Source organism: Enterococcus larvae (assembly GCF_017830045.1).
Classification (GTDB): Bacteria; Bacillota; Bacilli; order Lactobacillales; family Enterococcaceae; genus Enterococcus_L; species Enterococcus_L larvae.
Genome location: NZ_JAEDXU010000004.1, coordinates 220,826 through 244,164 on the forward strand (window position 1 = coordinate 220,826; position 23,339 = coordinate 244,164).

The 23,339-nt window shown below is 41.2% G+C and carries 30 protein-coding genes and 1 riboswitch; of the genes, 7 read left to right on the forward strand and 23 right to left on the reverse strand.

Features of this window, described 5'->3' with window-relative positions; genetic code table 11:
- Nucleotides 1-107: 107 nt before the first annotated feature.
- Together queG and I6N96_RS09570 are read right to left on the reverse strand one after the other, a co-directional pair.
- Entirely contained in the window at nucleotides 108-1,277 is a 1,170-nt protein-coding gene (queG, locus tag I6N96_RS09565) for a tRNA epoxyqueuosine(34) reductase QueG (protein ID WP_209557351.1), read from the reverse strand.
- A 116-nt stretch (nucleotides 1,278-1,393) separates the two neighbouring features.
- The gene (locus I6N96_RS09570; protein ID WP_209557352.1) at nucleotides 1,394-2,005 is read right to left on the reverse strand and encodes a YczE/YyaS/YitT family protein; all 612 of its coding nucleotides are present in this window, start codon (nucleotides 2,003-2,005) and stop codon (nucleotides 1,394-1,396) included.
- A 477-nt stretch (nucleotides 2,006-2,482) separates the two neighbouring features.
- Nucleotides 2,483-2,655: riboswitch (Lysine riboswitch) on the forward strand.
- A gap of 77 nt (nucleotides 2,656-2,732) precedes the next feature.
- Here I6N96_RS09570 and I6N96_RS09575 point away from each other — a divergent pair.
- Nucleotides 2,733-4,343: an ABC transporter permease subunit gene (locus tag I6N96_RS09575; RefSeq protein ID WP_209557353.1), complete on the forward strand. Its 1,611-nt coding sequence runs from the start codon at nucleotides 2,733-2,735 to the stop codon at nucleotides 4,341-4,343.
- Nucleotides 4,344-4,354: 11 nt separating this feature from the next.
- Entirely contained in the window at nucleotides 4,355-5,095 is a 741-nt protein-coding gene (locus tag I6N96_RS09580; protein ID WP_209557354.1) for an amino acid ABC transporter ATP-binding protein, read from the forward strand.
- 52 nt (nucleotides 5,096-5,147) lie between these two features.
- Here I6N96_RS09580 and I6N96_RS09585 read toward each other — a convergent pair whose 3' ends face one another.
- Together I6N96_RS09585 and I6N96_RS09590 are read right to left on the reverse strand one after the other, a co-directional pair.
- Nucleotides 5,148-5,717, reverse strand: coding sequence for an LOG family protein (locus I6N96_RS09585; RefSeq protein ID WP_209557355.1), 570 nt, complete (start codon nucleotides 5,715-5,717; stop codon nucleotides 5,148-5,150).
- Between the two features lie 76 nt (nucleotides 5,718-5,793).
- On the reverse strand, nucleotides 5,794-6,408 hold the full coding sequence (locus I6N96_RS09590; protein WP_209557356.1) for a histidine phosphatase family protein: 615 nt from the start codon (nucleotides 6,406-6,408) through the stop codon (nucleotides 5,794-5,796).
- A gap of 124 nt (nucleotides 6,409-6,532) precedes the next feature.
- Between I6N96_RS09590 and I6N96_RS09595 the strand changes: the two genes are divergently transcribed.
- The 4 genes from I6N96_RS09595 (at nucleotide 6,533) to I6N96_RS09610 (ending at nucleotide 10,621) form a co-directional block, all read left to right on the forward strand.
- A complete protein-coding gene (locus I6N96_RS09595; RefSeq protein WP_209557357.1) occupies nucleotides 6,533-6,853 on the forward strand; it encodes a MazG nucleotide pyrophosphohydrolase domain-containing protein in 321 nt (106 codons plus the stop codon).
- Between the two features lie 12 nt (nucleotides 6,854-6,865).
- Complete coding sequence (locus I6N96_RS09600; protein WP_209557358.1) at nucleotides 6,866-7,357, forward strand: GNAT family N-acetyltransferase; 492 nt, start codon at nucleotides 6,866-6,868, stop codon at nucleotides 7,355-7,357.
- 235 nt (nucleotides 7,358-7,592) lie between these two features.
- Complete coding sequence (brnQ, locus tag I6N96_RS09605; protein ID WP_209557359.1) at nucleotides 7,593-8,948, forward strand: branched-chain amino acid transport system II carrier protein; 1,356 nt, start codon at nucleotides 7,593-7,595, stop codon at nucleotides 8,946-8,948.
- A 155-nt stretch (nucleotides 8,949-9,103) separates the two neighbouring features.
- Entirely contained in the window at nucleotides 9,104-10,621 is a 1,518-nt protein-coding gene (locus I6N96_RS09610) for a helix-turn-helix domain-containing protein (protein WP_245186912.1), read from the forward strand.
- Between the two features lie 107 nt (nucleotides 10,622-10,728).
- On the opposite strand, the gene I6N96_RS09615 is transcribed toward I6N96_RS09610, so the two are convergent.
- The 5 genes from I6N96_RS09615 to I6N96_RS09635 form a co-directional block, all read right to left on the reverse strand.
- Entirely contained in the window at nucleotides 10,729-11,133 is a 405-nt protein-coding gene (locus I6N96_RS09615) for a hypothetical protein (RefSeq protein ID WP_209557360.1), read from the reverse strand.
- Nucleotides 11,134-11,304: 171 nt separating this feature from the next.
- On the reverse strand, nucleotides 11,305-12,063 hold the full coding sequence (gene truA / locus I6N96_RS09620) for a tRNA pseudouridine(38-40) synthase TruA (protein ID WP_209557361.1): 759 nt from the start codon (nucleotides 12,061-12,063) through the stop codon (nucleotides 11,305-11,307).
- Between the two features lie 22 nt (nucleotides 12,064-12,085).
- Complete coding sequence (locus I6N96_RS09625) at nucleotides 12,086-12,883, reverse strand: energy-coupling factor transporter transmembrane component T family protein (protein ID WP_209557362.1); 798 nt, start codon at nucleotides 12,881-12,883, stop codon at nucleotides 12,086-12,088.
- The gene (locus tag I6N96_RS09630; protein WP_209557363.1) at nucleotides 12,880-13,743 is read right to left on the reverse strand and encodes an energy-coupling factor ABC transporter ATP-binding protein; all 864 of its coding nucleotides are present in this window, start codon (nucleotides 13,741-13,743) and stop codon (nucleotides 12,880-12,882) included. Before I6N96_RS09630 ends, I6N96_RS09625 begins: the two co-directional genes overlap by 4 nt.
- Nucleotides 13,719-14,558: an energy-coupling factor ABC transporter ATP-binding protein gene (locus I6N96_RS09635; RefSeq protein WP_209557364.1), complete on the reverse strand. Its 840-nt coding sequence runs from the start codon at nucleotides 14,556-14,558 to the stop codon at nucleotides 13,719-13,721. The genes I6N96_RS09630 and I6N96_RS09635 overlap by 25 nt, the downstream gene beginning before the upstream one ends.
- 299 nt (nucleotides 14,559-14,857) lie before the next feature.
- Between I6N96_RS09635 and I6N96_RS09640 the strand changes: the two genes are divergently transcribed.
- Entirely contained in the window at nucleotides 14,858-15,541 is a 684-nt protein-coding gene (locus I6N96_RS09640; protein WP_245186913.1) for a lactate utilization protein, read from the forward strand.
- 214 nt (nucleotides 15,542-15,755) lie between these two features.
- Here the strand turns inward: I6N96_RS09640 and rplQ are convergent, their stop codons facing one another.
- From rplQ to rpsH, 14 genes are all read right to left on the reverse strand, one after another.
- Entirely contained in the window at nucleotides 15,756-16,136 is a 381-nt protein-coding gene (gene rplQ / locus I6N96_RS09645) for a 50S ribosomal protein L17 (RefSeq protein WP_209557365.1), read from the reverse strand.
- A gap of 27 nt (nucleotides 16,137-16,163) precedes the next feature.
- On the reverse strand, nucleotides 16,164-17,102 hold the full coding sequence (locus tag I6N96_RS09650; protein WP_086349681.1) for a DNA-directed RNA polymerase subunit alpha: 939 nt from the start codon (nucleotides 17,100-17,102) through the stop codon (nucleotides 16,164-16,166).
- A gap of 80 nt (nucleotides 17,103-17,182) precedes the next feature.
- A complete protein-coding gene (gene rpsK / locus I6N96_RS09655; RefSeq protein ID WP_086349680.1) occupies nucleotides 17,183-17,572 on the reverse strand; it encodes a 30S ribosomal protein S11 in 390 nt (129 codons plus the stop codon).
- A 27-nt stretch (nucleotides 17,573-17,599) separates the two neighbouring features.
- Nucleotides 17,600-17,965: a 30S ribosomal protein S13 gene (rpsM, locus tag I6N96_RS09660; RefSeq protein WP_209557366.1), complete on the reverse strand. Its 366-nt coding sequence runs from the start codon at nucleotides 17,963-17,965 to the stop codon at nucleotides 17,600-17,602.
- Between the two features lie 18 nt (nucleotides 17,966-17,983).
- On the reverse strand, nucleotides 17,984-18,100 hold the full coding sequence (gene rpmJ, locus I6N96_RS09665; RefSeq protein ID WP_002288710.1) for a 50S ribosomal protein L36: 117 nt from the start codon (nucleotides 18,098-18,100) through the stop codon (nucleotides 17,984-17,986).
- Nucleotides 18,101-18,132: 32 nt separating this feature from the next.
- On the reverse strand, nucleotides 18,133-18,351 hold the full coding sequence (gene infA / locus I6N96_RS09670) for a translation initiation factor IF-1 (protein WP_067395111.1): 219 nt from the start codon (nucleotides 18,349-18,351) through the stop codon (nucleotides 18,133-18,135).
- A gap of 202 nt (nucleotides 18,352-18,553) precedes the next feature.
- On the reverse strand, nucleotides 18,554-19,201 hold the full coding sequence (locus I6N96_RS09675) for an adenylate kinase (protein ID WP_209557367.1): 648 nt from the start codon (nucleotides 19,199-19,201) through the stop codon (nucleotides 18,554-18,556).
- A gap of 85 nt (nucleotides 19,202-19,286) precedes the next feature.
- Nucleotides 19,287-20,585, reverse strand: coding sequence for a preprotein translocase subunit SecY (secY, locus tag I6N96_RS09680; protein ID WP_209557368.1), 1,299 nt, complete (start codon nucleotides 20,583-20,585; stop codon nucleotides 19,287-19,289).
- Nucleotides 20,585-21,025, reverse strand: coding sequence for a 50S ribosomal protein L15 (rplO, locus tag I6N96_RS09685; protein WP_202058245.1), 441 nt, complete (start codon nucleotides 21,023-21,025; stop codon nucleotides 20,585-20,587). Before rplO ends, secY begins: the two co-directional genes overlap by 1 nt.
- 40 nt (nucleotides 21,026-21,065) lie before the next feature.
- Nucleotides 21,066-21,245 carry a 50S ribosomal protein L30 gene (rpmD, locus tag I6N96_RS09690; protein WP_086349675.1) on the reverse strand — a complete coding sequence of 60 codons (180 nt, stop codon included), beginning with the start codon at nucleotides 21,243-21,245 and terminating at the stop codon, nucleotides 21,066-21,068.
- 14 nt (nucleotides 21,246-21,259) lie between these two features.
- Nucleotides 21,260-21,760: a 30S ribosomal protein S5 gene (gene rpsE / locus I6N96_RS09695; RefSeq protein ID WP_202058247.1), complete on the reverse strand. Its 501-nt coding sequence runs from the start codon at nucleotides 21,758-21,760 to the stop codon at nucleotides 21,260-21,262.
- Between the two features lie 20 nt (nucleotides 21,761-21,780).
- Nucleotides 21,781-22,137, reverse strand: coding sequence for a 50S ribosomal protein L18 (gene rplR / locus I6N96_RS09700; protein WP_086349673.1), 357 nt, complete (start codon nucleotides 22,135-22,137; stop codon nucleotides 21,781-21,783).
- Between the two features lie 232 nt (nucleotides 22,138-22,369).
- Nucleotides 22,370-22,906, reverse strand: a complete 537-nt coding sequence (rplF, locus tag I6N96_RS09705) for a 50S ribosomal protein L6 (protein WP_209557369.1) — start codon at nucleotides 22,904-22,906, stop codon at nucleotides 22,370-22,372.
- A 31-nt stretch (nucleotides 22,907-22,937) separates the two neighbouring features.
- Nucleotides 22,938-23,336, reverse strand: coding sequence for a 30S ribosomal protein S8 (rpsH, locus tag I6N96_RS09710; RefSeq protein WP_202058251.1), 399 nt, complete (start codon nucleotides 23,334-23,336; stop codon nucleotides 22,938-22,940).
- Nucleotides 23,337-23,339 lie beyond the last annotated feature (3 nt).

Here is a 23,339-nt window from a genome sequence, read left to right on the forward strand (position 1 = left end):
AAGATAGATGAATCAGTCAATTAGACTTCATCTCTATCCTTTAGAATAGTAATAACAGTAGATCATATAGCGAATTTCTATTCTTTATTAATAACACCAAGAATGACTCAACTTTTTTGTTGTCTATCATTCGCTTGGTTAAGCTGCTCAACAGCTGCTGTTATTTCTAATAGAACTTCTTCATCTTGCTCCTCTTGCTTCATCTGTTCCAGGATCGCCAGCCATTTTTTCGGTTCACGATTACCAAGCTTGCCAATCGCCCAAACCGCCGTCCCACGGATCACTGGTCGAACATCCTCTATACACTGTAAAATATCAGGCAGCGCTTCTCTACCACCTAAATTCGCTAATGCAATCAATGCGTTCCGCTGAAGCGGTTTTTTCCCTCGCCAGGAACCAGCAAGATGTCCAAACTGTTCTTTAAATGCTTTGTTGGACAGCTTCAGCATTGGCTGCAGCTTTGGATAGACTTCCTCAATATCAGGCTCCATTTCCTCATGAAAATGAAAATCCTTTCCTCTATTATAAGGGCAAACCAACTGACAAATATCACAGCCGTAAATCACACTGCCCATTTTCTTTCGATATTCCGGCGGCATCATTCCTTTTGTTTGCGTCTGATATGACAAACAGCGTTTGGCATTCATCCTACCGTCCCCTAAAAGAGCATCTGTCGGACAAGCAGTGATACAGCGTGTACACTCACCGCAGCCAAAAGGCACTGGATCATCCTGCTCAAAGGAGATATTCGTCAATATCTCACCTAGATAAACAAAAGAGCCGTATTCTTCAGTGATCAAGAGACCATTTCTACCGATGAAGCCCAATCCTGCACGCTGCGCTGCCGCTACATCGATTAGCTCCCCTGTATCAACCTGCGGCTTAAACTGCCACTTTTCCTGCTCCTCTAATGAATCAGCTTGATCTCGGATAAAATCAATCAGCCTATTCAGCCGATCACGTAAAATATCATGATAGTCGATCCCCCATGAAGCACGGGCAAACTGACCTCTCTTCTCATCACGAGGGATTTTTTCTCTTGACTTGGTAGGATAAGCCAAAGCGATGGCAATGATTGTTTGAGGATTTTCAAAGGTTCGCTCAGGATATATCCGCTCATCAATCACCGGGTGCTCAAAACCGGAGGTATAGCCTCGATTGGCCTGTTCCTCTAACGACTCCTTCAAATGATCGAAGGGTTCAGCTGAGGCAAACCCAATTTTATCGATCCCCAGACGTTTACTCTCTGCAATGATTTTTTCTTTCAATGTTGCCATCCTTGTTCCACCTCCTACTGATCCATGTAATCGTGCTGCGTCAATAAACGAAGAAAAGCCTTTAAATTATCAAGGCTTCTCATTCAAACTATATAGAAAATAATAGCTCTCTTCAATTATTTCGTCGGTTCAACACTATTCATCTTCATACTTCTTTTCAACATCCATTCTACCACAGGACCTGTCAATATAAGGCAAACAAAGGTCGCAATATGGAAATCCTTACTTCCTAGTAATAAACCTAAAATCACAAAAGAGGTATCTATGGCAATACGCACTGTCCGTAAGCTGAACTTACTTCTTGCTTCCAGCATAAAAGTCAAACATTCAATCGCTGCCGAACCCATTTGCGCCGATACATAGAAACCAATTCCGATCCCATATAGGACTGCACCAAGCAAGCCCCACAGTAAGGGCTGTGACATCGTCCAGTCACCCAAAATATAGAAGAAAAAGTTTAGGATCAGCCCCAAACCAAAGCCATTGAGGATCGTTCCGACACCCATCAAGTCCCTTTGAACAAAAAAGGCAATGATGATCACCAACAGATTGAACAGCATACTAAGATAGCCAAATTCTATCGAAACATGCTGTTGTATCCCTGTCAAAAAGACGCTTAAAGTATCTGTACCAAAGCCGCTTTTCAACAGCAGAAAAATAGCAAACGCTGTCAATGTTGTTCCAAAAAATACTGAAAAAATACGATATACCGGATTTAATTTTGTCATTTCTATTCACATTTTCCTTTAATTATTTGCAGTTTCCCCAAAAGTACCGCAACTTTTATTTATACTTTTCTGTGACAAGAGCGTTAGATTTCAAGTGATCCGTTAAGGTTCTCAACGTTAAACTCACATACTTCCAAGTAGATGTGGTTTATAAATAAAGAAACTGCTTTCATAGCATCTTACAATGAACTCCTAACACACTTATGTCACACGTTCATTGTCTATAATACAGGAAAATCCATTAAGAATCATGAAAAAACTCACATTTTCCTATCACGAAAATCCTTTTTTAAAGAATACGGCGAACGACTTATCTGTGAAAGTGATCATTAGATATCAGCATGTTCTAAAAAATATCTCATACTACCCTAATCTCGATTGCTTGATCAAGGCTTTTCCTTTCCGATAAGTAGTTGACATTTTTAGTTAGATGACGTAGACTAATTACTACTTGAAAGACAACTGAATAGTACCTCAATATGAGGTAGAGGTCGCGATTTTTATTAATCTTGTGGAGTGAGAGGACATGTTGAAGCAAGCCTAGGAACAATCGCCGAAACATACAACAGCCTTCCTGTTGTATGTTGGGACATCATGCAAATAGCTGATGGACTGTCTTAGCAGTAATGCTAAGTTGCGCTATGTTCTTGTTGAGGAATCCTTTGATTTCAACAACCAGCTGGCGTATGGTTGTTTTTTTGTTTTTATTAGAGAAAGGGAGAGTTATATGAATAGACGATTTTTATCTTTCAGCTTATTCGTCACACTGCTTGTAGGGATGTTCTACACACCACTGACTGGTCAGGCTGAAGGGAATACCAACGGGGAATTCCGAGTGGGGATGGAAGCAGGTTACGCCCCCTTCAACTGGACACAGACAACAGATGCCAACGGTGCTGTCCCTATTCCAGGCGATCATTCTTATGCTGGGGGCTACGATGTCCAAATAGCGAAAAAGGTGGCTGCCGGACTGAATAAAAACCTGGTTATTGTTAAAACAAAGTGGGATGGACTTGCTCCGGCACTCCAATCTGGAAAAATAGATGCAGTAATAGCGGGTATGTCCCCGACACCGGAACGAAAGAAGGAAATCGACTTTTCCGATGCTTACTATGAATCAAACCTCGTGATCGTTACACGAAAAGATAGTAAATTTGCCAATGCAACAAGCATTGCTGATTTCAAGGGTGCAAAAATCACTGCACAACTGAATACCTTCCATTACAGCGTGATCGATCAAATCCCGGATGTGCAAAAACAGCAGGCACAGGCTGATTTTGGCGCAATGCGAACTGCTCTGGCTTCTGGCGTGATCGATGGTTATGTCAGCGAACGACCTGAAGGTGTAACCGCTGAAACGGTTAATCCAGACATCAAAATGGTGGAATTTAGCAAAGAAAACGGGTTCCAAACTGATCCAGCAGACACGACAATTGCTGTTGGTGTTCGTAAAGATGATCCTAACCTTGACCGAATCAATGAAATTCTAGCTGGCATTTCTTCTGAAGAACGTACAAAAATCATGGATCAGGCAATCGTGGATCAGCCAGCTGCTGAAAACACAGGCGAAGACGCTGAAGCGAAGACTGGCGTTCTTAATGATTTCAAAAATATTCTGGATCAATACGGGATTCTGTTCCTTCGTGGTACAGGAACAACCCTGCTGCTTGCGATGGTTGGAACAATCGTTGGTACATTGATCGGCTTATTGATCGGTGTGGTCCGCACAATTCCTGAATCTGAAAGCAAGGGAAAACGGGCGTTCCAAAAAATCATCAACTGGCTGTTATCTGCCTATATTGAGATTTTCCGAAGCACACCTATGATGGTACAAGCAATGGTTATCTACTATGGTATCGCATTGGCCTTCAGTATCGACTTAAACCGAATGGCTGCCGCCTTCTTCATCGTATCCATCAATACGGGTGCGTATATGTCTGAAATCGTTCGTGGAGGGATTTTCTCTGTTGATAAAGGACAGTTTGAAGCCGCTCAGGCAATTGGTATGACACATAGCCAGACAATGACAAAAATCGTACTGCCGCAGGTCATTAGAAATATCATGCCGGCAACCGGTAATGAATTTGTTATTAATATCAAGGATACTTCCGTGCTGAGTGTTATCTCTGTATCAGATCTATTCTTCCAGGGAAATTCCGCCGCCGGAGCAAACTATCAGTTCTTCCAAACGTTCTCAATCATTTGTGTGATTTACTTTGTATTGACGTTTACAATCACGCGTATCCTGCGTTGGGTCGAAAAACGGATGGACGGACCTTCTGCCTATATTCCGGTTGAAGAAAGCACACAGGCTGTAGCAACAGGCGAAGATAAATAAGGAGGCAGCGTATGAATTCGATTATTGAAATTGAGCATTTGAAAAAAAACTTCGGAGAAAACGAAGTCTTAAAAGATATCAACCTGACTGTCAAAAAAGGAGAGGTCGTAACGATCATTGGTTCTTCCGGTTCCGGAAAATCAACGATGCTGCGCTGCATCAACCTTCTTGAAAAACCAACAGCAGGAAAAATCATTTATCAGGATCAAAATGTATTGGAGCCTGGGTATGATCTGCCAAAATACCGGACGCATCTTGGTATGGTGTTCCAGCAATTCAACTTGTTCAACAACTTAAATGTTTTAGATAACTGCACGACTGGACAGCTAACTGTATTGAAGCGGTCAAAAAGCGAAGCAGAAAAAACTGCGTTGGAAAATCTGGAAAAAGTAGGAATGGCTCGTTTTGTTCAAGCCAAGCCTGCCCAGCTTTCCGGCGGACAGAAGCAGCGCGTGGCAATTGCCCGTGCGCTCTCTATGAACCCCGATGTTCTTTTATTTGATGAACCAACCTCTGCACTTGACCCTGAAATGGTAGGAGAAGTGTTAAAGACAATGAAAAACCTGGCCCATACAGGGCTGACTATGGTGATCGTGACACACGAAATGGAATTTGCCCGTGAAGTCTCTGATCGTGTCATTTTCATGGACAAGGGTGTCATTGCAGAGGAAGGTACTGCTGAGGATATTTTCGTTCATCCAAAAGAAGAACGAACAAAAGAATTTCTTAAGCGGATTCTATCAAAGGAATAGCTATAAAAGGAAAGAAGCTGCTCTCGGGTGAGCAGCTTCTTTCCTTTATTTTTCATTTTTCATACTTTCTAACATCTGCTGCTGTAAAATTATCAATAAACAGCGCCATTTCATCCAACGATTCAGTAATCAAAATCTTTTCTCGATCATCCTGAGACAAAAATTCTTCTGCTACCATATTATCAAAAAAGGCCGCTAGTAAATCATAATACCCCTTTGCATTCAAAAGAACACAAGGATTGGCATGTTCTCCGACACGTGCCCACGAGATCACTTCTGAAATTTCCTCCAGCGTCCCCGGTCCGCCCGGCAAGGCAATATAAGCATCCGCTAAATCCATCATTTTCTTTTTTCGCTCATGCATATCCGCTACAATGATCAGCTCTGTCAGCTTCGGGTGAGCGATTTCTCTTTCTACCAGAAACGTCGGCATTACACCAATCACTTCTCCGTCAGATGCTAAAACAGTGTCTGCGACTACACCCATCAAGCCGACATCCCCGCCGCCATAAACTAAACCAAGTTTTTGAGAAACCAACCAGCTCCCCAATTTTTCTGCCAGTTCCTGATACACCGAGCTGTTACCCATACTTGCTCCACAATAAACTGCTATCCGTTTCAATTGCTGCCCTCCATACTTTTTTTACATGTACTTGAAGTATTAGTGATTCACGTGAAAAACCATATGATATTTCTGCTTACTGATAAGAAATATCATTAAATGTCTCTAGTCTCCATGCCTCATCTTTTTTATTCAATATTGTCAGACTGGTATTCTCCAACGGTCCGTTTGTCCGCCAGTCACTTTTTTCTTTTCCAATCATATAGTTGATCAGCACGATCAATACCACGCCATGAGCGACTACCAAAACATTGCCCTCCGGATGCTTGGCTTCCAATCGATCGATGATTGGGATCAAGCGCTGAATCAATTCATCATAGGTTTCACCGGAAAAACCACTTGGATCATACAAATCCGGTCTTGTTCGTAAATACTGTGTCTGCTGACTGTCAAAGTCTACAACCATTCCCTCTTTGTCTCCGAAGCCAAGCTCCCGCAGCCCATCGTGGTAGTTAACAGATAAGCCATCTAAATTCAGATTTTCTGCTAAAATGAAGGTCGCTGTATCCATCGCCCGCTTTTGTGTACTGACTGCGACTGCCTCAAAAACAATCGTTGATAAATGCTGCCCAAGCTTTCCAGCCTGCTGGATGCCTTCAGGAAGTAATGGGGAATCGATCCCTCCACCCTGAAAACTGTTTAACACATTTAATTCGGTTTTTCCATGTCTTACAAAATAAAATGTCGTCATTTTCTCTTCTCTCCCGCTTTTTTCCTAGTTCTCCTTCGATTATATCAGTTATTTTTTTATCTGTCTTATTCATTTCTTTTCTTCATCTTATGATATGATAGGAATGAAAAAAGGAGGGGAACAAATGGATATACACGCTTATCAAAAATGGATCAGTACTTTTTATAAAGAACGCGGGTGGTACGCTCTTGATCCCTTCATTCGTGTCAGCTTCCTGTCAGAAGAGACCGGTGAAGTGGCCCAAGCTGTTCGTGCATTGGAAATCGGCCGTGACAGACCTGATGAGGAACCAAAATCTCCTGAACTGCTTAAACAACAGCTAACTGAGGAGCTTGGAGATGTTCTCGATAATATTTTCATCTTAGCTGATAAATATGATATTCAGTTGGAAGACATCATGGTTGCTCATAAAAATAAACTGACGGATCGGTTTGCCGATCAATAAGGAGGAATGAATATGATTACTGATATATCTGTAAGAAGTGTACAGGATACTGATTATCCGGAACTGATGGCGATTGAAAATCAGATTTGGACAACTGAAAATTCGCCAATTGTCCATCATTACGACAATGTGGCTGACTACCAAGAACGGATGGGAGAAAAACAAGTATTTGTTGCCGTTTTAAATGGACAAGTTATCGGATTCATTGATGTTCATCATCCTACTCCGCTGCCATCACATCGTCAGCAATGGATGCTGGGAATTGGTGTCCATCCTGATTTCCAATCCTCGGGGGCAGGAGGATTACTGCTGCAGCATTTGAAAACTATCGCACCAGATCATGGCATCCACAAGATCTCTTTGCGGGTTATGGGAACCAATACCGCAGCAATCGCCTTTTATAAAAAGAACGGCTTCATCCAAGAAGGCCTGCTGAAGGATGAGTTCTATATGAACGGATCTTATTGTGATGATTATTTATTTGCCTATATCCTGAATGATTGATCAACACAGTTTATGGTGAATCTCTGAGACAGACAGCTTAAGAAAAATCGCTTCTCATGATTTTCTTGCTTGCCTGTCTCTTTTAATTCTGCTATTTTTATAAAGATGGACTAAAGAAAATGGCTCTTTCTGAAAAAGCTGACTTGATTCATACAAGCCTGTAAAAAAACAGCAGTGAATATTCCGTCAGCAGCCAAAAACGACACCCATCAAAAAATCAAAAGGAGCACTTCTATTGAATAAAAAATTATCATGGCGGGAATACCTATACGTAGGCTCCATGCTATTCGGCCTGTTTTTCGGTGCTGGAAACCTTATTTTTCCTGTACACATGGGGCAAGAAGCGGGATCCGCCATCTTCTCTGCCAACCTCGGCTTTTTGATTACGGGAATCGGTCTACCTTTTCTGGGAGTCATCGCTATCGGTATTTCCAAAAGCAACGGTGTGTTTGAGCTGGCGAATCGGGTAAATCGATCTTATGCTATTATTTTTACATCCTTATTGTACCTGACGATTGGCCCTTTCTTTGCTTTACCAAGACTGGCAACGACTTCCTTTGAGATTGGTCTGGCTCCCTTTATCGAGCAAAAACAGCAACCGCTGATTTTAGCAATTTTCTCTGTGCTGTTCTTTCTTACAGCCTGGTTTTTTTCTAGAAAGCCTACCAAAATCCTGAATTACGTCGGAAAATTTTTAAACCCGATCTTTTTGATCTTGCTAGGCATATTATTATTGCTGGCATTTATCAATCCACTAGGTTCAGTTGCTTCGGCACCAGTGGGAGAAGCTTACAGCCTACAGCCATTCTTCAAAGGGTTTACAGAAGGCTACAATACCTTAGACGCTCTCGCTTCCCTTGCTTTTGGGATCATTATTGTCACAACGATCCGTGGCATGGGGGTAGAGGAGCCGAACGCTATTGCAAAAGATACTATCAAATCCGGAGCTGTCAGTATTATCCTGATGGGTATCATCTACACTTTACTAGCTTATATGGGCGCAATGAGTGTCGGTACCTTCCCGCTAAGCGATAATGGCGGAATTGCGTTAGCTCAAATTGCTAATCATTATCTGGGCAATTGGGGTAGCTTACTTCTGGCGTTGATCATTATTGTCGCCTGTTTAAAAACAGCGATTGGACTGATCACTGCTTTCTCTGAAACATTTGCAGAACTGTTTCCTAAAAAAAGCTATTCCTTCTATACTATTCCGGCTAGCGTCTTACCTTGCCTATTCGCCAATGTGGGATTAACAAACATCATTCAATTCTCGATTCCTGTATTGATGTTTTTATACCCTTTAGCAATTACCTTGATGTTACTGGTCATATTCAGTCCATTATTCAAACATCATTCCAGTGTATATCGGATGACAACGTATGTCACGCTACTTGCGGCATTGCTTGATGCCTTGAACAGCGCACCGGCTTTTATCAAGGGTACAGCGATCGTCTCCTCTATTATTGATTTTGCTGATGCATATCTTCCATTTTTCTCAATCGGCATGGGGTGGATCGTTCCTGCAATCATCGGTTTTGCCCTTGGCTTGATCTGGAGCAAATTCAAACCGAATCAAATTTCTTTCAATTAATATGTATGCACAAAAGAATTGTCTGTTTTTTTACAGATGATTCTTTTTATTTATAATTTTTATAAGAAAAAAGTAATTTTCATTAATTTTATGTATTATAATGGGCATATTGGGTTTTCTTTACTACAATAATCAACAGGGAGGGATGTATACAAATGATGCTATTTGAAGAGCTGATGATGGATAGTAATACGCTGATGAAGTTCAAGATTTATAAAAAAATCTACAACCTAAAGCAGACAACTCTCTCTATCGCTCAGTTAGCAGCAGCTTTTGATTTGAATTATCAGCAGGCTTTGATTATTTTGGCTGAAATCAATCAGGAGATTACCGACTACTCTAAAAGGCAACCGTCCATCTTAAAAAAGGCCGGTAAAATAAATACAGCGTCTCTTATCGTCAGTATTGATGAGTATCGCTATCTGCTATTAAAAAAATCTATTCCATTTATGTTTATCCTATATTTCTTGAATCATGAACAGCCTACGATCAAAGACTTCTGCAGCCGACATTATGTCAGCCAATCCACTGTCTCAAGAAAAATGGGGCCTCTTAAAAAGCATGTAAAGCGCTTTAATTTACGGTTTAGCTACCGTGAAGCGAATCTAATTGGTGATGAGCGTATTGTACGTGTTGCCTTGTTCAATACGTTATGGTTGGGAACACGAGGTACTGTCTGGCCCTTTAAGAATGTAAAAAAATCCGAAGCGGTCGCACTAGTTCAATCTTTCTCTGAATATTTTCCATCATCGAGAACTTATCTAGGGGCTCAGGAGCTTTCTTATTTTGCCGCTATCTTCTTATCTCGTATAAGAAAAAAACTGTTTGTCACGTACGATCCAAAGTATGATTTCTTGATGAAGGATAATCCCTATTACGATTTCGAGCGTCTGAATAAAGTATTAGGTCCTGTCAAAGCTCTCCCACCGGAAAAACATAAGGCGGAAAGTAGTTTTATTTTCTTTCTTGCTCATTATGCACCATTCTATACTCTTGAAAGCGACCCGGCACTGCAGCAAACACTGACTGACTTTTTGCGACGTGAAAACAGCATTCAGAGATTCGTGGACACCTTCATTACGTATATGCAGAAGGAAGTTTTTTACGAAGCACCTGAGCTTTTAGACCAATCATTACTAAAGGGAAATCTTTTCAATGTGTTTTTCGTTTTTCATGTTCTTCAGCAGCCTTTTCCGAGCTTGCAAGGTCTGATAACTCAGCCGGAAAAGAGCCAGCAACAGATGGAAATTCTTCTTGAGCAAAAAATGCGGCAGTTTCTCATCCAGCATTTGAATCATGATACCTTTCCCTACCTGCCAAAGATTCAAGCTAATTTGATCCAATCATTGAAAAATGTCTTACTCCCTTATTTAGACCAAATAAAGCACTCAGATAATCTGAAAATCGGGGTTGCTTTTGAGCATGAGTTTTTATTGGTACGAAATCTTTATCAATTCTTGAACCGCTTGGGATTTGTAGATGCTTATCCATACATAGATGAACTCACAACTGACTATGATTTAGTGATCAGCTCATCTTTATTGCCATTAAAAACATATCCGGACCTGCCTCTTTATTTCATGGATCTTTCATATGGAGATGAAGAATTGGCTTATCTTTATGTTCGGCTGAATAAGCTGTTCAGAGAAAAGAATGCTGCCTCAGGATATTAAAAGGTATCGGTGTCCCATCCTTTTGGATGTGGGCGCACCGATACCTTTTTTTACAAGATCAACGGCTTGAAGAGTTGGCTGAATCCTAAAGCAAATAATCTCAACACTTATAAGAGTTTATTCCAGAAGGAAAGCTTATTAGCACTCAAGTCTGTTCTTTCAGATAACTGCTTCTTGATAAAGAGAAGCTCTTCAAGATCTTCAGCTACAATTTCTTTTTGCTCATCTTTTAAAATAGCTGATCCTTTTTCTAAAAATGCGATAGACTGATCCAGTTCGACCAGATTGTTCTCAACAGATAGCCCATGCTTGCTGCATAGATAGAAGTAAGTAGAATAGCATGCGGCAAATTGCTCATCTACCTGTGTTTTACCAATCAATCCTTCAAAACAAACTCGATTGATTTCATTCCTCAGCTGTTCCTCTTCCTGACCGGTGTAACAAAATATACGTGACTGATACATGTGCTCCAACAACCAATATTTATGCTTCATATAGTCAAACGCATCCATTTCTCTTTCCTCCTTTATAGGATATTTTTTACTGCATCATTCATCTATGGGCAATTAGAAAAGAGGAGCGTGCGATGATTCATCCACACACTCCTCTACATTTTAAAGAAGCCGCTCCAGTATGACTTCTTCATTTTTCTATCTACAAGATTTCTTCCGCATTAGCCACCCTCAGACTATTTCTGATTCATAGTTCACTTCCACAAGATACAGTCCTTCCGGATGAGCGGTAGGTCCGGCTAAATTACGATCCTTAGCAGCTAGAACAGCTGGAATCGATGTTTCATCCATTCGTCCATTACCAATTTTCAACAATGTCCCGACGAGTATTCGAATCATTTTATACAGAAAGCCATCGCCTCTAAAAGTAAAGAGAAGCTCATCTCCCTGCTTATTGACCTCCATCTTCGCCTCATAAATCGTACGGATCTTATCATCCACACTGCTGCCGGAAGCACAAAATGAAGTAAAATCATGTGTTCCTAACAGATCAGGTAATGCACGATAAATCTTATCTAAGTCTAAAGGGTACGGGTAATAGCTGGCATAAAAACGTCGAAACGGACTTCTCGGCTTACCGATATCTACTCGAAACTGATAGGTCTTCTCCGTTACATGATACCTTGCATGAAAATCCTCTCGAACCTTCTCTACCTGCTTTACACTGATGTCTTCCGGTGTCTGCGTGTCCAGAGCATACCTGATTCTTTCCAGCGGTCTATCTTCCGGATAGTCAAAATGAATGACCTGTCCCTCTGCATGAACGCCGGCATCAGTCCGACCGGAACCAAAAATCTGTATCGTCTTGCCATTGTTCATTTTCTTCAACGTTTTTTCAAGCTCTTCCTGAACAGTTCTACCATTGGGCTGTGCCTGAAAGCCATTGAAATTCGTTCCATCGTAAGCAATCACTGCTTTATAACGCGGCATCTTTTTCCACCTTTTCTTTTGTTTAACTTCTTACAAAAATCAGAACCGCTGTTAATACAGCAAATATCAGCATCACAGCTGTGTCGCCTTTTTGCCAATGAAGGATACGGTATTTCGTCCGTCCTTCTCCACCTTGATACCCTCTTGCCTCCATAGCAGTTGCTAAATCTTCAGCTCGGTTAAAGCTGCTGACAAATAGCGGAATCAGCAGTGGGATCACAGCCTTCATTTTCTGAACCAGATTGCCCTCGCCAAAATCAACCCCTCTTGCCCGCTGTGCATTCATGATCTTTTCTGTTTCATCCATCAAAGTCGGTACAAAACGCAAAGCAATCGACAGCATCAATGAGATCTCATGAACTGGCAGCTTAACTACCTTGAAAGGACGCAGCAAGTATTCGATGGCATCTGATAATGCCAACGGCGGTGTTGTCAGGGTCAACAGAGTCGACATGAAAATAATCAAAACAAATCGACAAAAGATGAACAAGCCATTCGTTACACCGTATTCAGTGACAGAAAATATCCACCATTGGAAGTAAACAGCGCCCCCTTGTGTAAAGAGCATCTGCAACGCAACCGTAAACAGGATCAGCCACAACAGTGGACGAATCCCTCGAATGAAGAAGCGCAGGTTGATCTTGGAAGCGGCGATTGCGCCTAATGTGAATGCGCCGAAAATAGCAAACGTCGCCCAATTATTTGCCAGAAAAATAATAGCAATGAAATAAAAGCTGGCTAATAGCTTCGCACGCGGGTCCATTTTATGAATAAATGAATCCCCCGGTATATATCGACCAAAAATCAGTTTGTTCATCATTGCTTCCCACCAGCCTTTTCGTTAAGGATCAAATCAGCCAGTTCTGCTGCTGTTAGTGGCAGCTTGGACATTGAAAAACCTTTTTCAGCTAATCTCTCCGCAAATTCTGCAGCAGTAGGTACGCCTAATTGTCTTTCCTTCAACCACTGTGTATCTTGAAAAACATCACTTGGCTTGCCAGTTTTCACTACATAGCCCTTTTCCAGTACAAACACTTGATCTGCATAATTTGCAACATCATCCATCAAATGGGTAACCAAAACGATTGTTATTCCCTTGTCTTTATGCAGATTCCAGAACATCTCCATCATTTCTTTTCGCCCTTGAGGGTCAAGACCCGCTGTCGGCTCATCAAGAACCAGAACCTCCGGCTCCATTGCCAGAACTCCGGCAATCGCCACACGACGCATCTGACCGCCGGAAAGCTCGAAAGGTGAACGCTCAAGGTAGCTCTCATCGAGCCCGACTAAGCGTAACATTTCCTCTGCCAACTTCCGCCCTTCCTCTACAGTTGCCCCGAAATTCTGCGGACCAAATGCAATATCCTTTGCGACTGTTTCCTCAAAAAGCTGAGCCTCAGGAAACTGGAAAACGATCCCGACCTTTTTTCGAAGGGGTTTTAAATTTTTATTGTCCGTCTCTGGTGCGATCACACGATCACCAATCGTCACAGTACCTTTTGTCGGTTTGACCAACGCATTTAAATGCTGAAGCAGTGTGGATTTACCGCTGCCTGTATGACCAACGATCGCTGAATAAGAACCATCCTTGATCAACAGATCGATATCAAACAAGGCTCGCTGTTCAAACGGAGTATTGGGTTGGTAAGTAAAATCTACTTGTTCAAAACGGATGTCCATAGCCATTCCACCATACTTTCTTCAGTCAAATACTCTTTTGGTACAGTCATCCCGCGTTCCTCCAGAGCAATTTTCAGTTTTTCAGGAAACGGAAGATCCAACCCCATACCAATCAAATCAGTTCCTGCTGAAAAGATTTTTTCAGGCGTGCCTTCATCAATCAGCTGCCCTTGTTTCATTACCAGAATTCGATTTGCATTAGCGGCTTCATCGATATCATGGGTAATAGAGATTACCGTCAGATTACTTTCTGCTTTGATTTTGCGAATCGTAGCAATAACTTCCTCTCGACCTTCTGGATCAAGCATGCTTGTTGCTTCATCCAAAATGATGATATCCGGACGTAAAGCAACGACTCCGGCAATCGCCACACGCTGCTTCTGTCCACCTGAAAGGCGTGCTGGTTCTCTGTCAGCAAAGCTGTCCATTCGAACCTTCTCAAGTGCATCATAGACTCGTTTTACCATTTCATCTCTGGGTACTCCTTGGTTTTCAAGGCCAAAGGCCACATCATCTTCTACTGTAGATCCGACAAACTGATTATCAGGATTTTGAAAGACCATCCCAACCATCCGTCGAATATCCCACACATTTTCTTCATCTAGTTGCTTACCGCCTACCGATATACTTCCAGAAGCCGGCAGCAGCAATCCATTGATCGTTTTAGCTAGTGTCGATTTCCCTGAGCCGTTATGACCAATGATCGCGATCCATTCTCCACGCTCGATGCTGAAGGACACATCATTCAACGCCGGAGACGCATCTTCGGGTTGATAATTGAAGCATATATTTTTAAGTTCGATTATTGGTTCCATTTCATACTCCTTCAATCATTTATTCTTACTGATTCTATCAAAAAATCAGTTCTTTTGCTTGTTTCTTGCTGCGTATTCCGTAATTTCCATTATAGCAAAAGAATACTTTAAATGGGAGCGAAACTGTCAAGACAACGCAATTCCTATTAATTTTTTTATTCACTGATTTAATCACTTCTTCTATGGTAGTATATAGATGAATCTATTAAAGAATTGAAAGACGATAGGATTTCTTTTACCTCTGTTATGAAAGTACAGACACTTATTGTACATTGGAATCCTTTACAGGCTTTATATAGATGAGTATACATAGAAACAGCATTACAGAAAGGGACACCCATATGGAAGCGTATCAAAAGAAATACTATTCAACAGCAGCGGAGAAAATCAAACGAAAGCTGAGTCAGCGAAATTTTAATGTTGTAGTTTGTGACACTCTTGAAGCTGCAAAAGAAGCCGCGCTCTTACAGATTCCCTCCGAGGCAGTCGTTGCATTTGGAGGCTCTATAACGATTGAACAATCTGGAATCATTGATGCGCTTTATAGCCGCAACCAGTCAATCATCAATCGGGAGTTAGCAGCTGATCTCACGGAACGGCATCAGCTCATGAAAAAGTCTCTATTATCAGATATTTATCTAACCAGCATCAATGGACTCACCGATGACGGTATTCTTGTTAATATGGATAGTGTCGGCAACAGAGTAGCCGCACTGACTTATGGACCGGATAAAGTATTCATCTTTGTAGGCATCAATAAAGTCTATGGAGATTTGGATACAACTATCTCGATGGTCAGAAATAAAACAGCGCCAAAAAATTCTTTTCGTCTTGAGCTCCAGCAGACGCCTTGTATCAAAACAGGAAACTGCGGCGACTGTTTGAAAGATGAATGTATCTGCAGTACACTGGCGATTACACGTCGTTCCAAACTCGCTGATAGAATCACACTGTTTTTGATTCTAGAGGACGTCGGTCTCTGATTTTAATAGTAAAAGAGGAAGTCAGGCAATAGAATATGCCTGACTTCCTCTTTATGTTTTTTTCAACAGCTCAATATGTACAAAAAAACACCTTATATGATGAGTGCCTGTCCGCTGGAAACCAGCGGACATGGCGTGAGCTAGACTAGGAGTCGCCTCCAACATCATAACACTCTAACAGAATCATCCATAAAGTGACGGTATAGTTTGATTATTAAACAAATTCAATGATTACCATTGGCGCAGCATCTCCGCGTCTAGGTTCAGTTTTCAGGATACGAGTGTATCCACCTTGGCGTTCAGCATAACGAGGACCTAAGTCGCTGAATAGTTTTTGCAAAGCTGATTCAACTACGATAGCCTCATTTTCTTCACGAACACTGGCAACTTCATTACGTACAAAAGCCGCAGCTTGACGACGTGCATGAAGATCTCCACGTTTACCTAAAGTAATCATTTTTTCAGTTGTTGAACGAACTTCCTTCGCACGAGCTTCAGTCGTAACGATACGTTCGTTAATAATTAAGTCAGTTGTTAAGTCACGCAACATCGCTTTACGTTGGCTTGATGTGCGTCCTAATTTACGATAACCCACGTTGGTTTCCCTCCTTCGTAAAAAGTATTAATCGTCTTTACGTAAGCCTAACCCTAGATCATGTAATTTCAGTTTAACCTCTTCAAGAGATTTACGACCTAAATTACGTACTTTGATCATTTCAGGTTCGGATTTGTTTGTAAGCTCTTGTACAGTATTAATTCCTGCACGTTTCAAACAGTTGTATGAACGAACAGACAAGTCTAATTCTTCGATGGTCATTTCCAACATTTTTTCTTTTTGTGTTTCTTCTTTTTCAACCATGATTTCAGCATTTTTCGCTTCATCAGTAAGATTCACAAAGATATCTAAATGTTCAGTCATGATCTTAGCAGCTAAACTAAGAGCTTCTTGTGGAATGATTGAACCATCTGTCCATATTTCCATTGTTAATTTATCGAAATCATCACGACGACCGACACGTGTATTCTCTACTTGGTAGTTCACACGACGTACTGGTGTGTAGATAGAATCGACAGGTAGAACACCAATAGGCATATCTTCCTTTTTGTTTTCGTCTGCTTGAACATAGCCACGACCAGGTTTCACTGTTAAGCGAGCATGGAAAGCAGCTCCTTCAGCGACACTACAGATAATTAAATCTTTATTTAGGATCTCAACATCACTATCAACGATAATATCGCCGGCAGTTACTGTAGCGGGTCCTGTAATATCGATCTCAAGGGTTTTTTCATCTTCAGAATAGAGCTTCAATGCCAGACCTTTGATATTCAGAATGATTTGCGTTACATCTTCTCTCACACCTTTAACAGTTGAGAATTCATGCAGTACGCCATCAATTTGGATATTAGTAATAGCAGCCCCAGGTAATGAAGACAATAAAATACGACGTAGAGAATTGCCTAAAGTAGTCCCGTATCCTCGTTCAAGAGGCTCTACAACGAACTTGCCATAATCTCTATCTTCATCAATTTTTTCGATTCTTGGTTTTTCAAATTCAATCATTCTTATCTATACCCCTTTCAAAACGAAAAGTGTCTTGTTCAATGACGTTTTTGGTTCAAACTCAAAATGAGCTGCACTCATTAAACACGACGGCGTTTTGGAGGGCGGCATCCATTATGAGGAACTGGAGTCACGTCACGAATTGCAGTCACTTCTAAACCTGTTGCTTGTAATGAACGGATTGCTGCTTCACGTCCAGAACCAGGTCCTTTAACTGTTACTTCGACAGTTTTCAGTCCATGTTCTTGTGCTACCTTAGTTGCAGCTTCTGCAGCCATTTGAGCGGCAAAAGGAGTTGATTTTTTGCTTCCTTTGAAGCCTAATGATCCTGCTGATGACCATGCCAATGCATTGCCATGAGTATCAGTGATCATGATAATTGTATTATTGAATGTAGAGTGAATATGCGCGATACCCGCTTCTATATTCTTTTTTACACGGCGTTTACGACTAACTTTCTTTGCTGCCATGAAGTTCTAACCTCCTTCACTTAGGAATTATTTTTTCTTGCCTGCTACAGTACGAGCTGGGCCTTTACGAGTACGTGCATTATTTTTCGTGTTTTGTCCACGAGTTGGTAATCCACGACGATGACGGATTCCACGGTAAGAACCGATTTCCATCAGACGTTTGATGTTCAAGTTCACTTCACGACGAAGGTCACCTTCAACTTTTAATTTGTCTATTTCCGCACGGATAGCATCTGTTTGTTCATTCGTTAAATCACGAACACGAACTTCTTCAGATACACCTGCATTCGCTAAAACTTTTTTCGCAGTAGTGTTACCAATACCGAAGATATAAGTAAGAGAAACTACTACACGTTTGTCACGAGGAATGTCTACTCCTGCAATACGAGCCATTATTCGTTACACCTCCTATTATCCTTGACGTTGTTTATGTTTTGGATTTGCTGGGCAAATGACCATAACACGTCCTTTACGACGGATTACTTTACAATGCTCACACATTGGTTTTACTGATGGTCTTACTTTCATGATAATACCTCCTGAGATTTTACGGAGTACAATTATTTAAAGCGATAAGTGATGCGACCGCGAGTTAAATCATATGGTGACAACTCAACAGTTACTTTATCCCCAGGCAGAATTCGGATGTAATGCATACGAATTTTACCAGAAACATGAGCCAATACAACATGCCCATTTTCTAATTCAACTTTAAACATTGCATTCGGCAAAGTTTCGACGACTGTACCTTCGATTTCAATCATATCATCTTTTGCCACGCACAGTACCTCCTTGTACTTGTTTCGCATTTTCACACGATAAAACGGCGGAAACTGCTGCTCCCACCTAGAATCTTCAAGTTAGACTTCCAAAAACTTTTCTATAGAAGTCGGACTGATACATTCTATCATAAATCATTACATTTAGCAAGAGAATCAAAGCACAACAAAACAGTTACTCGCGAGCAGTCAAATGAATCAACTAGTTGTCAATGATTGTTTTCACATCAGAGAACACTTCATCGATTTCACGATTGCCATCGATTGTATGCAACACGTTCTTTTCTTTGTAGTATGCCAAAATTGGCGCACTGCTTTTGATGTTTACTGTCAAACGATTTTTTACCGTTTCAGGCTTATCATCTTCTCTTTGATAAAATTCATGTCCGCCGCAACGATCACATGTTCCTTCCTCGGTTGGAGGATTGAAGATCTTATGATAAGTTGCCCCGCAGTTTTTACACATAAAGCGTCCTGCCAGACGTTCAATCAATACATCTTCTTCAACATGGATGTCGATAACAGCATCAATTTTTTTATTCAATTCGGTAAGCATTTTATCTAATGCTTCAGCTTGATCAAGCGTTCTTGGAAATCCGTCTAGCAGAAAACCTTTTTCTGTATCAGGTTCCGCCAAGCGCTCTTTCACGATTCCATTTGTTACATCATCCGGAACCAACTCGCCTTTGTCGATATAAGATTTTGCTTCAAGCCCAAGAGCTGTCTGGTTCTTCATTGCTGCACGGAACATATCACCAGTAGAGATATGAGGAATCCCATATCCGTCGATAATCCGCTCAGCTTGTGTTCCCTTACCAGCTCCAGGCAGTCCCATTAAAATGAGGTTCATCTGACTTCCTCCTAATTTAAAAGGCTGACCACAAAATTAGCCAAATGTGAGAATGGTGCTGAGGAAAATCCTCAACACACGATTCTTACTTATTGATAAAGCCAACATATTGACGTTTCAACATTAAACCTTCTAATTGTTTTGCTGTTTCCAACGCAACACCGATGATGATCAGCAAACTGGTTCCGCCTAAACCGATTGATTGAGGCAGGTTCCAAAGCATTTGCGCGATGATCGGCAATAATGCAATAGTTCCTAAGAAGATAGAACCAACTACACTTAGTCTCATCAACATACTGGATACATAATCTTCTGTCCCTTTACCTGGTCGCACGCTTGGAATGTAACTTCCTTGTTTTTGCAGATTTTCCGCTAATTTCTCAGGGTTGACCTGAACAAATGCATAGAAGAACGTGAAAGCGACGATCAGTACAGTATAGATTGTTGCACCTGGTATAGTGTTGTAATCAAAAATTTGTGTCATTACTTCGTACCATCCTTCACCAGAATAGCTTGATGCAAAACCTTGCAAAATTGCATTAGGTGTTGAAATCAATGAGCTGGCGAAAATGACCGGGATAACTCCCGCTGCATTTACTTTTAATGGTAGATAGCTGCTTGTTGGTGCTCCAGATACACGTTTTGTGTACTGAATTGGAATCTTTCTTTCTGCCTGCTGAACAAATGTAACAACAGTCACTATAATCAAGATTGCAATGAGCAATATCACAATAAAGATGATTGAGTTAACAAGATCAGAAGAAGGGATATTAATGAAATAATCTTCGATAATCTCTTTGACAGATCCAGGTAAACCTGAAATAATACCGGCAAAGATGATCATGGAAACACCATTTCCAATTCCTTTTTCCGTAATTTGCTCGCCCATCCATGTAACAAAGAGCGTTCCAGCAGTTAAAATGATCGAGATCATCACATAAGTTGAAGCTGTAGGATTTTTTACGATCCCGATGCCGCTTAGTGAATTGAATCCATAAGTTAAAGCAAACGATTGAGCAATCCCCAAAACGATCGTCAAGTAACGAGTCGCCTGGTTCAATTTCTTACGTCCAACCTCACCTTGTTTTGACCATTCAACAAATTTTGGTATGATATCCATTTGCAGCAGCTGAATGATGATCGATGCAGTGATATATGGAGAAACCCCCATCGCAAAGATGGAGAAGTTCTGCATAGCACTACCACTGACAATGTTCAACATATTCAGAAACGGCAAACCGCTCAATTCCTGTAATCCTCTGGCATTTACCCCAGGTACAGTAATATGAGCACCTAAACGAAAGATGAACAGTATGAAAACTGTAAAGAAGATTTTTGATCTAATGTCTTTGACTTTAAAAGCATCCTTTAATAGTTTAAGCATTAGATCACCTCGATAGACCCACCAGCAGCTTCGATTGCTTCTTGTGCTGCTTTAGAGAATTTTGCTGCTTTAACAGTCAATTTCTTCGTTAATTCACCATTAGCAAGAACTTTGATTCCTGCTTTTTCGCTTTTAACGATTCCTGCTTCTTTCAAGACAACAGGAGTTACTTCAGCTCCATCTTCGAATCGATTCAATACATCTAAATTGATGACTGCATAGTCTTTACGATTAATATTTGTAAATCCGCGTTTTGGTAAACGACGGAACAATGGAGTTTGACCCCCTTCAAATCCTAAACGTACACCGCCGCCTGAACGAGCTTTTTGCCCCTTTTGTCCACGGCCGGATGTTTTACCATTACCAGATGAAGTACCACGTCCAACACGGTTACGTACTTTACGGGAACCTTCAGCAGGTTTTAATTCATGAAGTTTCATTGTGGTTTGGCACCTCCTTAAACATTCTAAATTAAGTTAATTAAACTTCTTCTACGTCCACTAAATGAGAGATAGTGTTAACCATACCTTTGATTGCTTCATTAGCAGGTTTAACAACTGTACTGTTCATTTTTTTCAATCCCAACGCTTTTACTGTATCACGCTGGTTTTGAGGACGTCCGATAACACTGCGTCTTAAAGTAATTTTTAATTCAGCCATTATTTTTGTCCTCCTTAACCGATTAATTCTTCTACAGATTTACCGCGAAGTGCTGCCACTTCTTCGGCACGTTTTAATTGAGTCAATCCATCAACAGTTGCGCGAACAACGTTGATCGGTGTGTTTGAACCTAAAGATTTAGATGTGATATCAGCTACCCCAGCTAACTCTAATACGGCACGAACTGGTCCGCCCGCTGCAACCCCAGAACCTTCTACTGCAGGTTTCATAAGGATACGGCCGCCGCCGAACACTCCAATAACTTCGTGAGGGATGGTAGAACCAACCATAGGAACTTCAATTAAGTTTTTCTTCGCATCTTCGATTGCTTTACGAATTGCTTCTGGTACTTCTTGTGCTTTACCTGTACCAAAACCAACGTGACCGTTTTTGTCGCCGACAACAACTAAAGCAGCAAAGCGTAGACGACGTCCACCTTTAACAACTTTTGTTACACGGTTGATTGCAACAACGCGGTCTTCCAATTCCAAATGTTTTGGATCAATATAAACCATGAATGGTGTTCCTCCTTCTCCTAAAATTCCAGTCCATTTTCACGAGCAGCTTCTGCTAAAGCTTGCACGCGGCCATGGTAAAGGTACCCACCACGGTCAAAGACTACTACTTTAATACCTTTTTCAGCAGCACGTTCTGCAACCAGTTTACCAACTGAAGCAGCCTGCTCAACTTTTGTTCCACCTGAAATATCTTTTTCCAAGGCAGAGGCACTTGCTAGCGTTACACCCGCTACGTCATCAATGATTTGCGCGTAGATGTTTTTGTTTGAACGGAAAACGTTCAAGCGTGGGCACTCAGCAGTACCAGAGATTTTGTTACGAACACGACGATGTCTCTTCTGACGTGTTTTATTCTTATCTGGTTTTGTAATCACAATTGTCACCTCTTTGTTTTGATAAACTGTTTATTCAACAGTTTTCATCCAGAAACCGGAAATAAACGACAGTTGGAAAATCAGCCTAAGCGATTTTCTCTAAAACTCGAGATTAACGAGTTCCGGAAAATAGAAGCTGCGGCGCAAGTGAATCACTTGATTGAAACTTCGTTTCAACAAAGTTGATTTCTCTTGTTGCTCGCTTCTAAGCGATTTTCCTACACATCTTTTATTATTTACCAGTTTTACCTTCTTTACGACGCACGTATTCGCCAACATAGCGGATACCTTTGCCTTTATAAGGCTCTGGAGGACGAACGCCGCGGATATTCGCTGCTAATTCGCCGACATGTTCTTTATTGATACCTCTAACAATCACTTGCGTGTTTGAAGGTACTTCAAATGTTACGCCTTCTGGTGCAGTCATCTCAACTGGGTGAGAGTAACCAACGTTAAGCGTTAATTTATTTCCTTGCGCTTGGGCACGGTACCCAACCCCGATAAGCTCTAAAGCTTTCTCGAATCCTGCACTCACACCAACAACCATGTTGTTGAAGTTCGCACGAGATGTTCCGTGGATTGTTTTCATTTCTTTGCTGTCATCCGGACGAGTAAATGTAACTTCGTTTCCTTCGATATTCATTTTGATATCTGCAGAGAATTCACGAGTCAATTCACCTTTTGGTCCTTTTACAGTGATGTTGTTTCCGTCTTGCTTAACTTCAACGCCAGCAGGAAGAACAACAACTTTATTACCAATACGGCTCACTTAGAGACACCTCCTTGTGTATTCTTTTAAATTACCATACGTAGGCGATTACTTCGCCGCCGATGTTTTTCGCTCTTGCTTCTTTATCAGTGACAACACCTTCTGAAGTAGAGATGATCGCAATACCTAAACCATTCAGTACTTTTGGTACTTCGTCAGCTTTTACATATGCACGTAAACCTGGTTTAGAGATACGTTTTAAGTTAGTGATAACGCGCTCGTCGTTTCTGCCGTATTTAAGGAAAACACGGATCACGCCTTGCTTGTCATCTTCAATATATTCTACATCGCGAACGAATCCTTCACGTTTCAGGATCTCAGCGATATCACGCTTGATTTTTGATGCAGGCACTTCCAAACTCTCATGTTTAACCATGTTCGCATTACGAATGCGAGTTAGAAAATCTGCAATTGGATCTGTCATGACCATTGA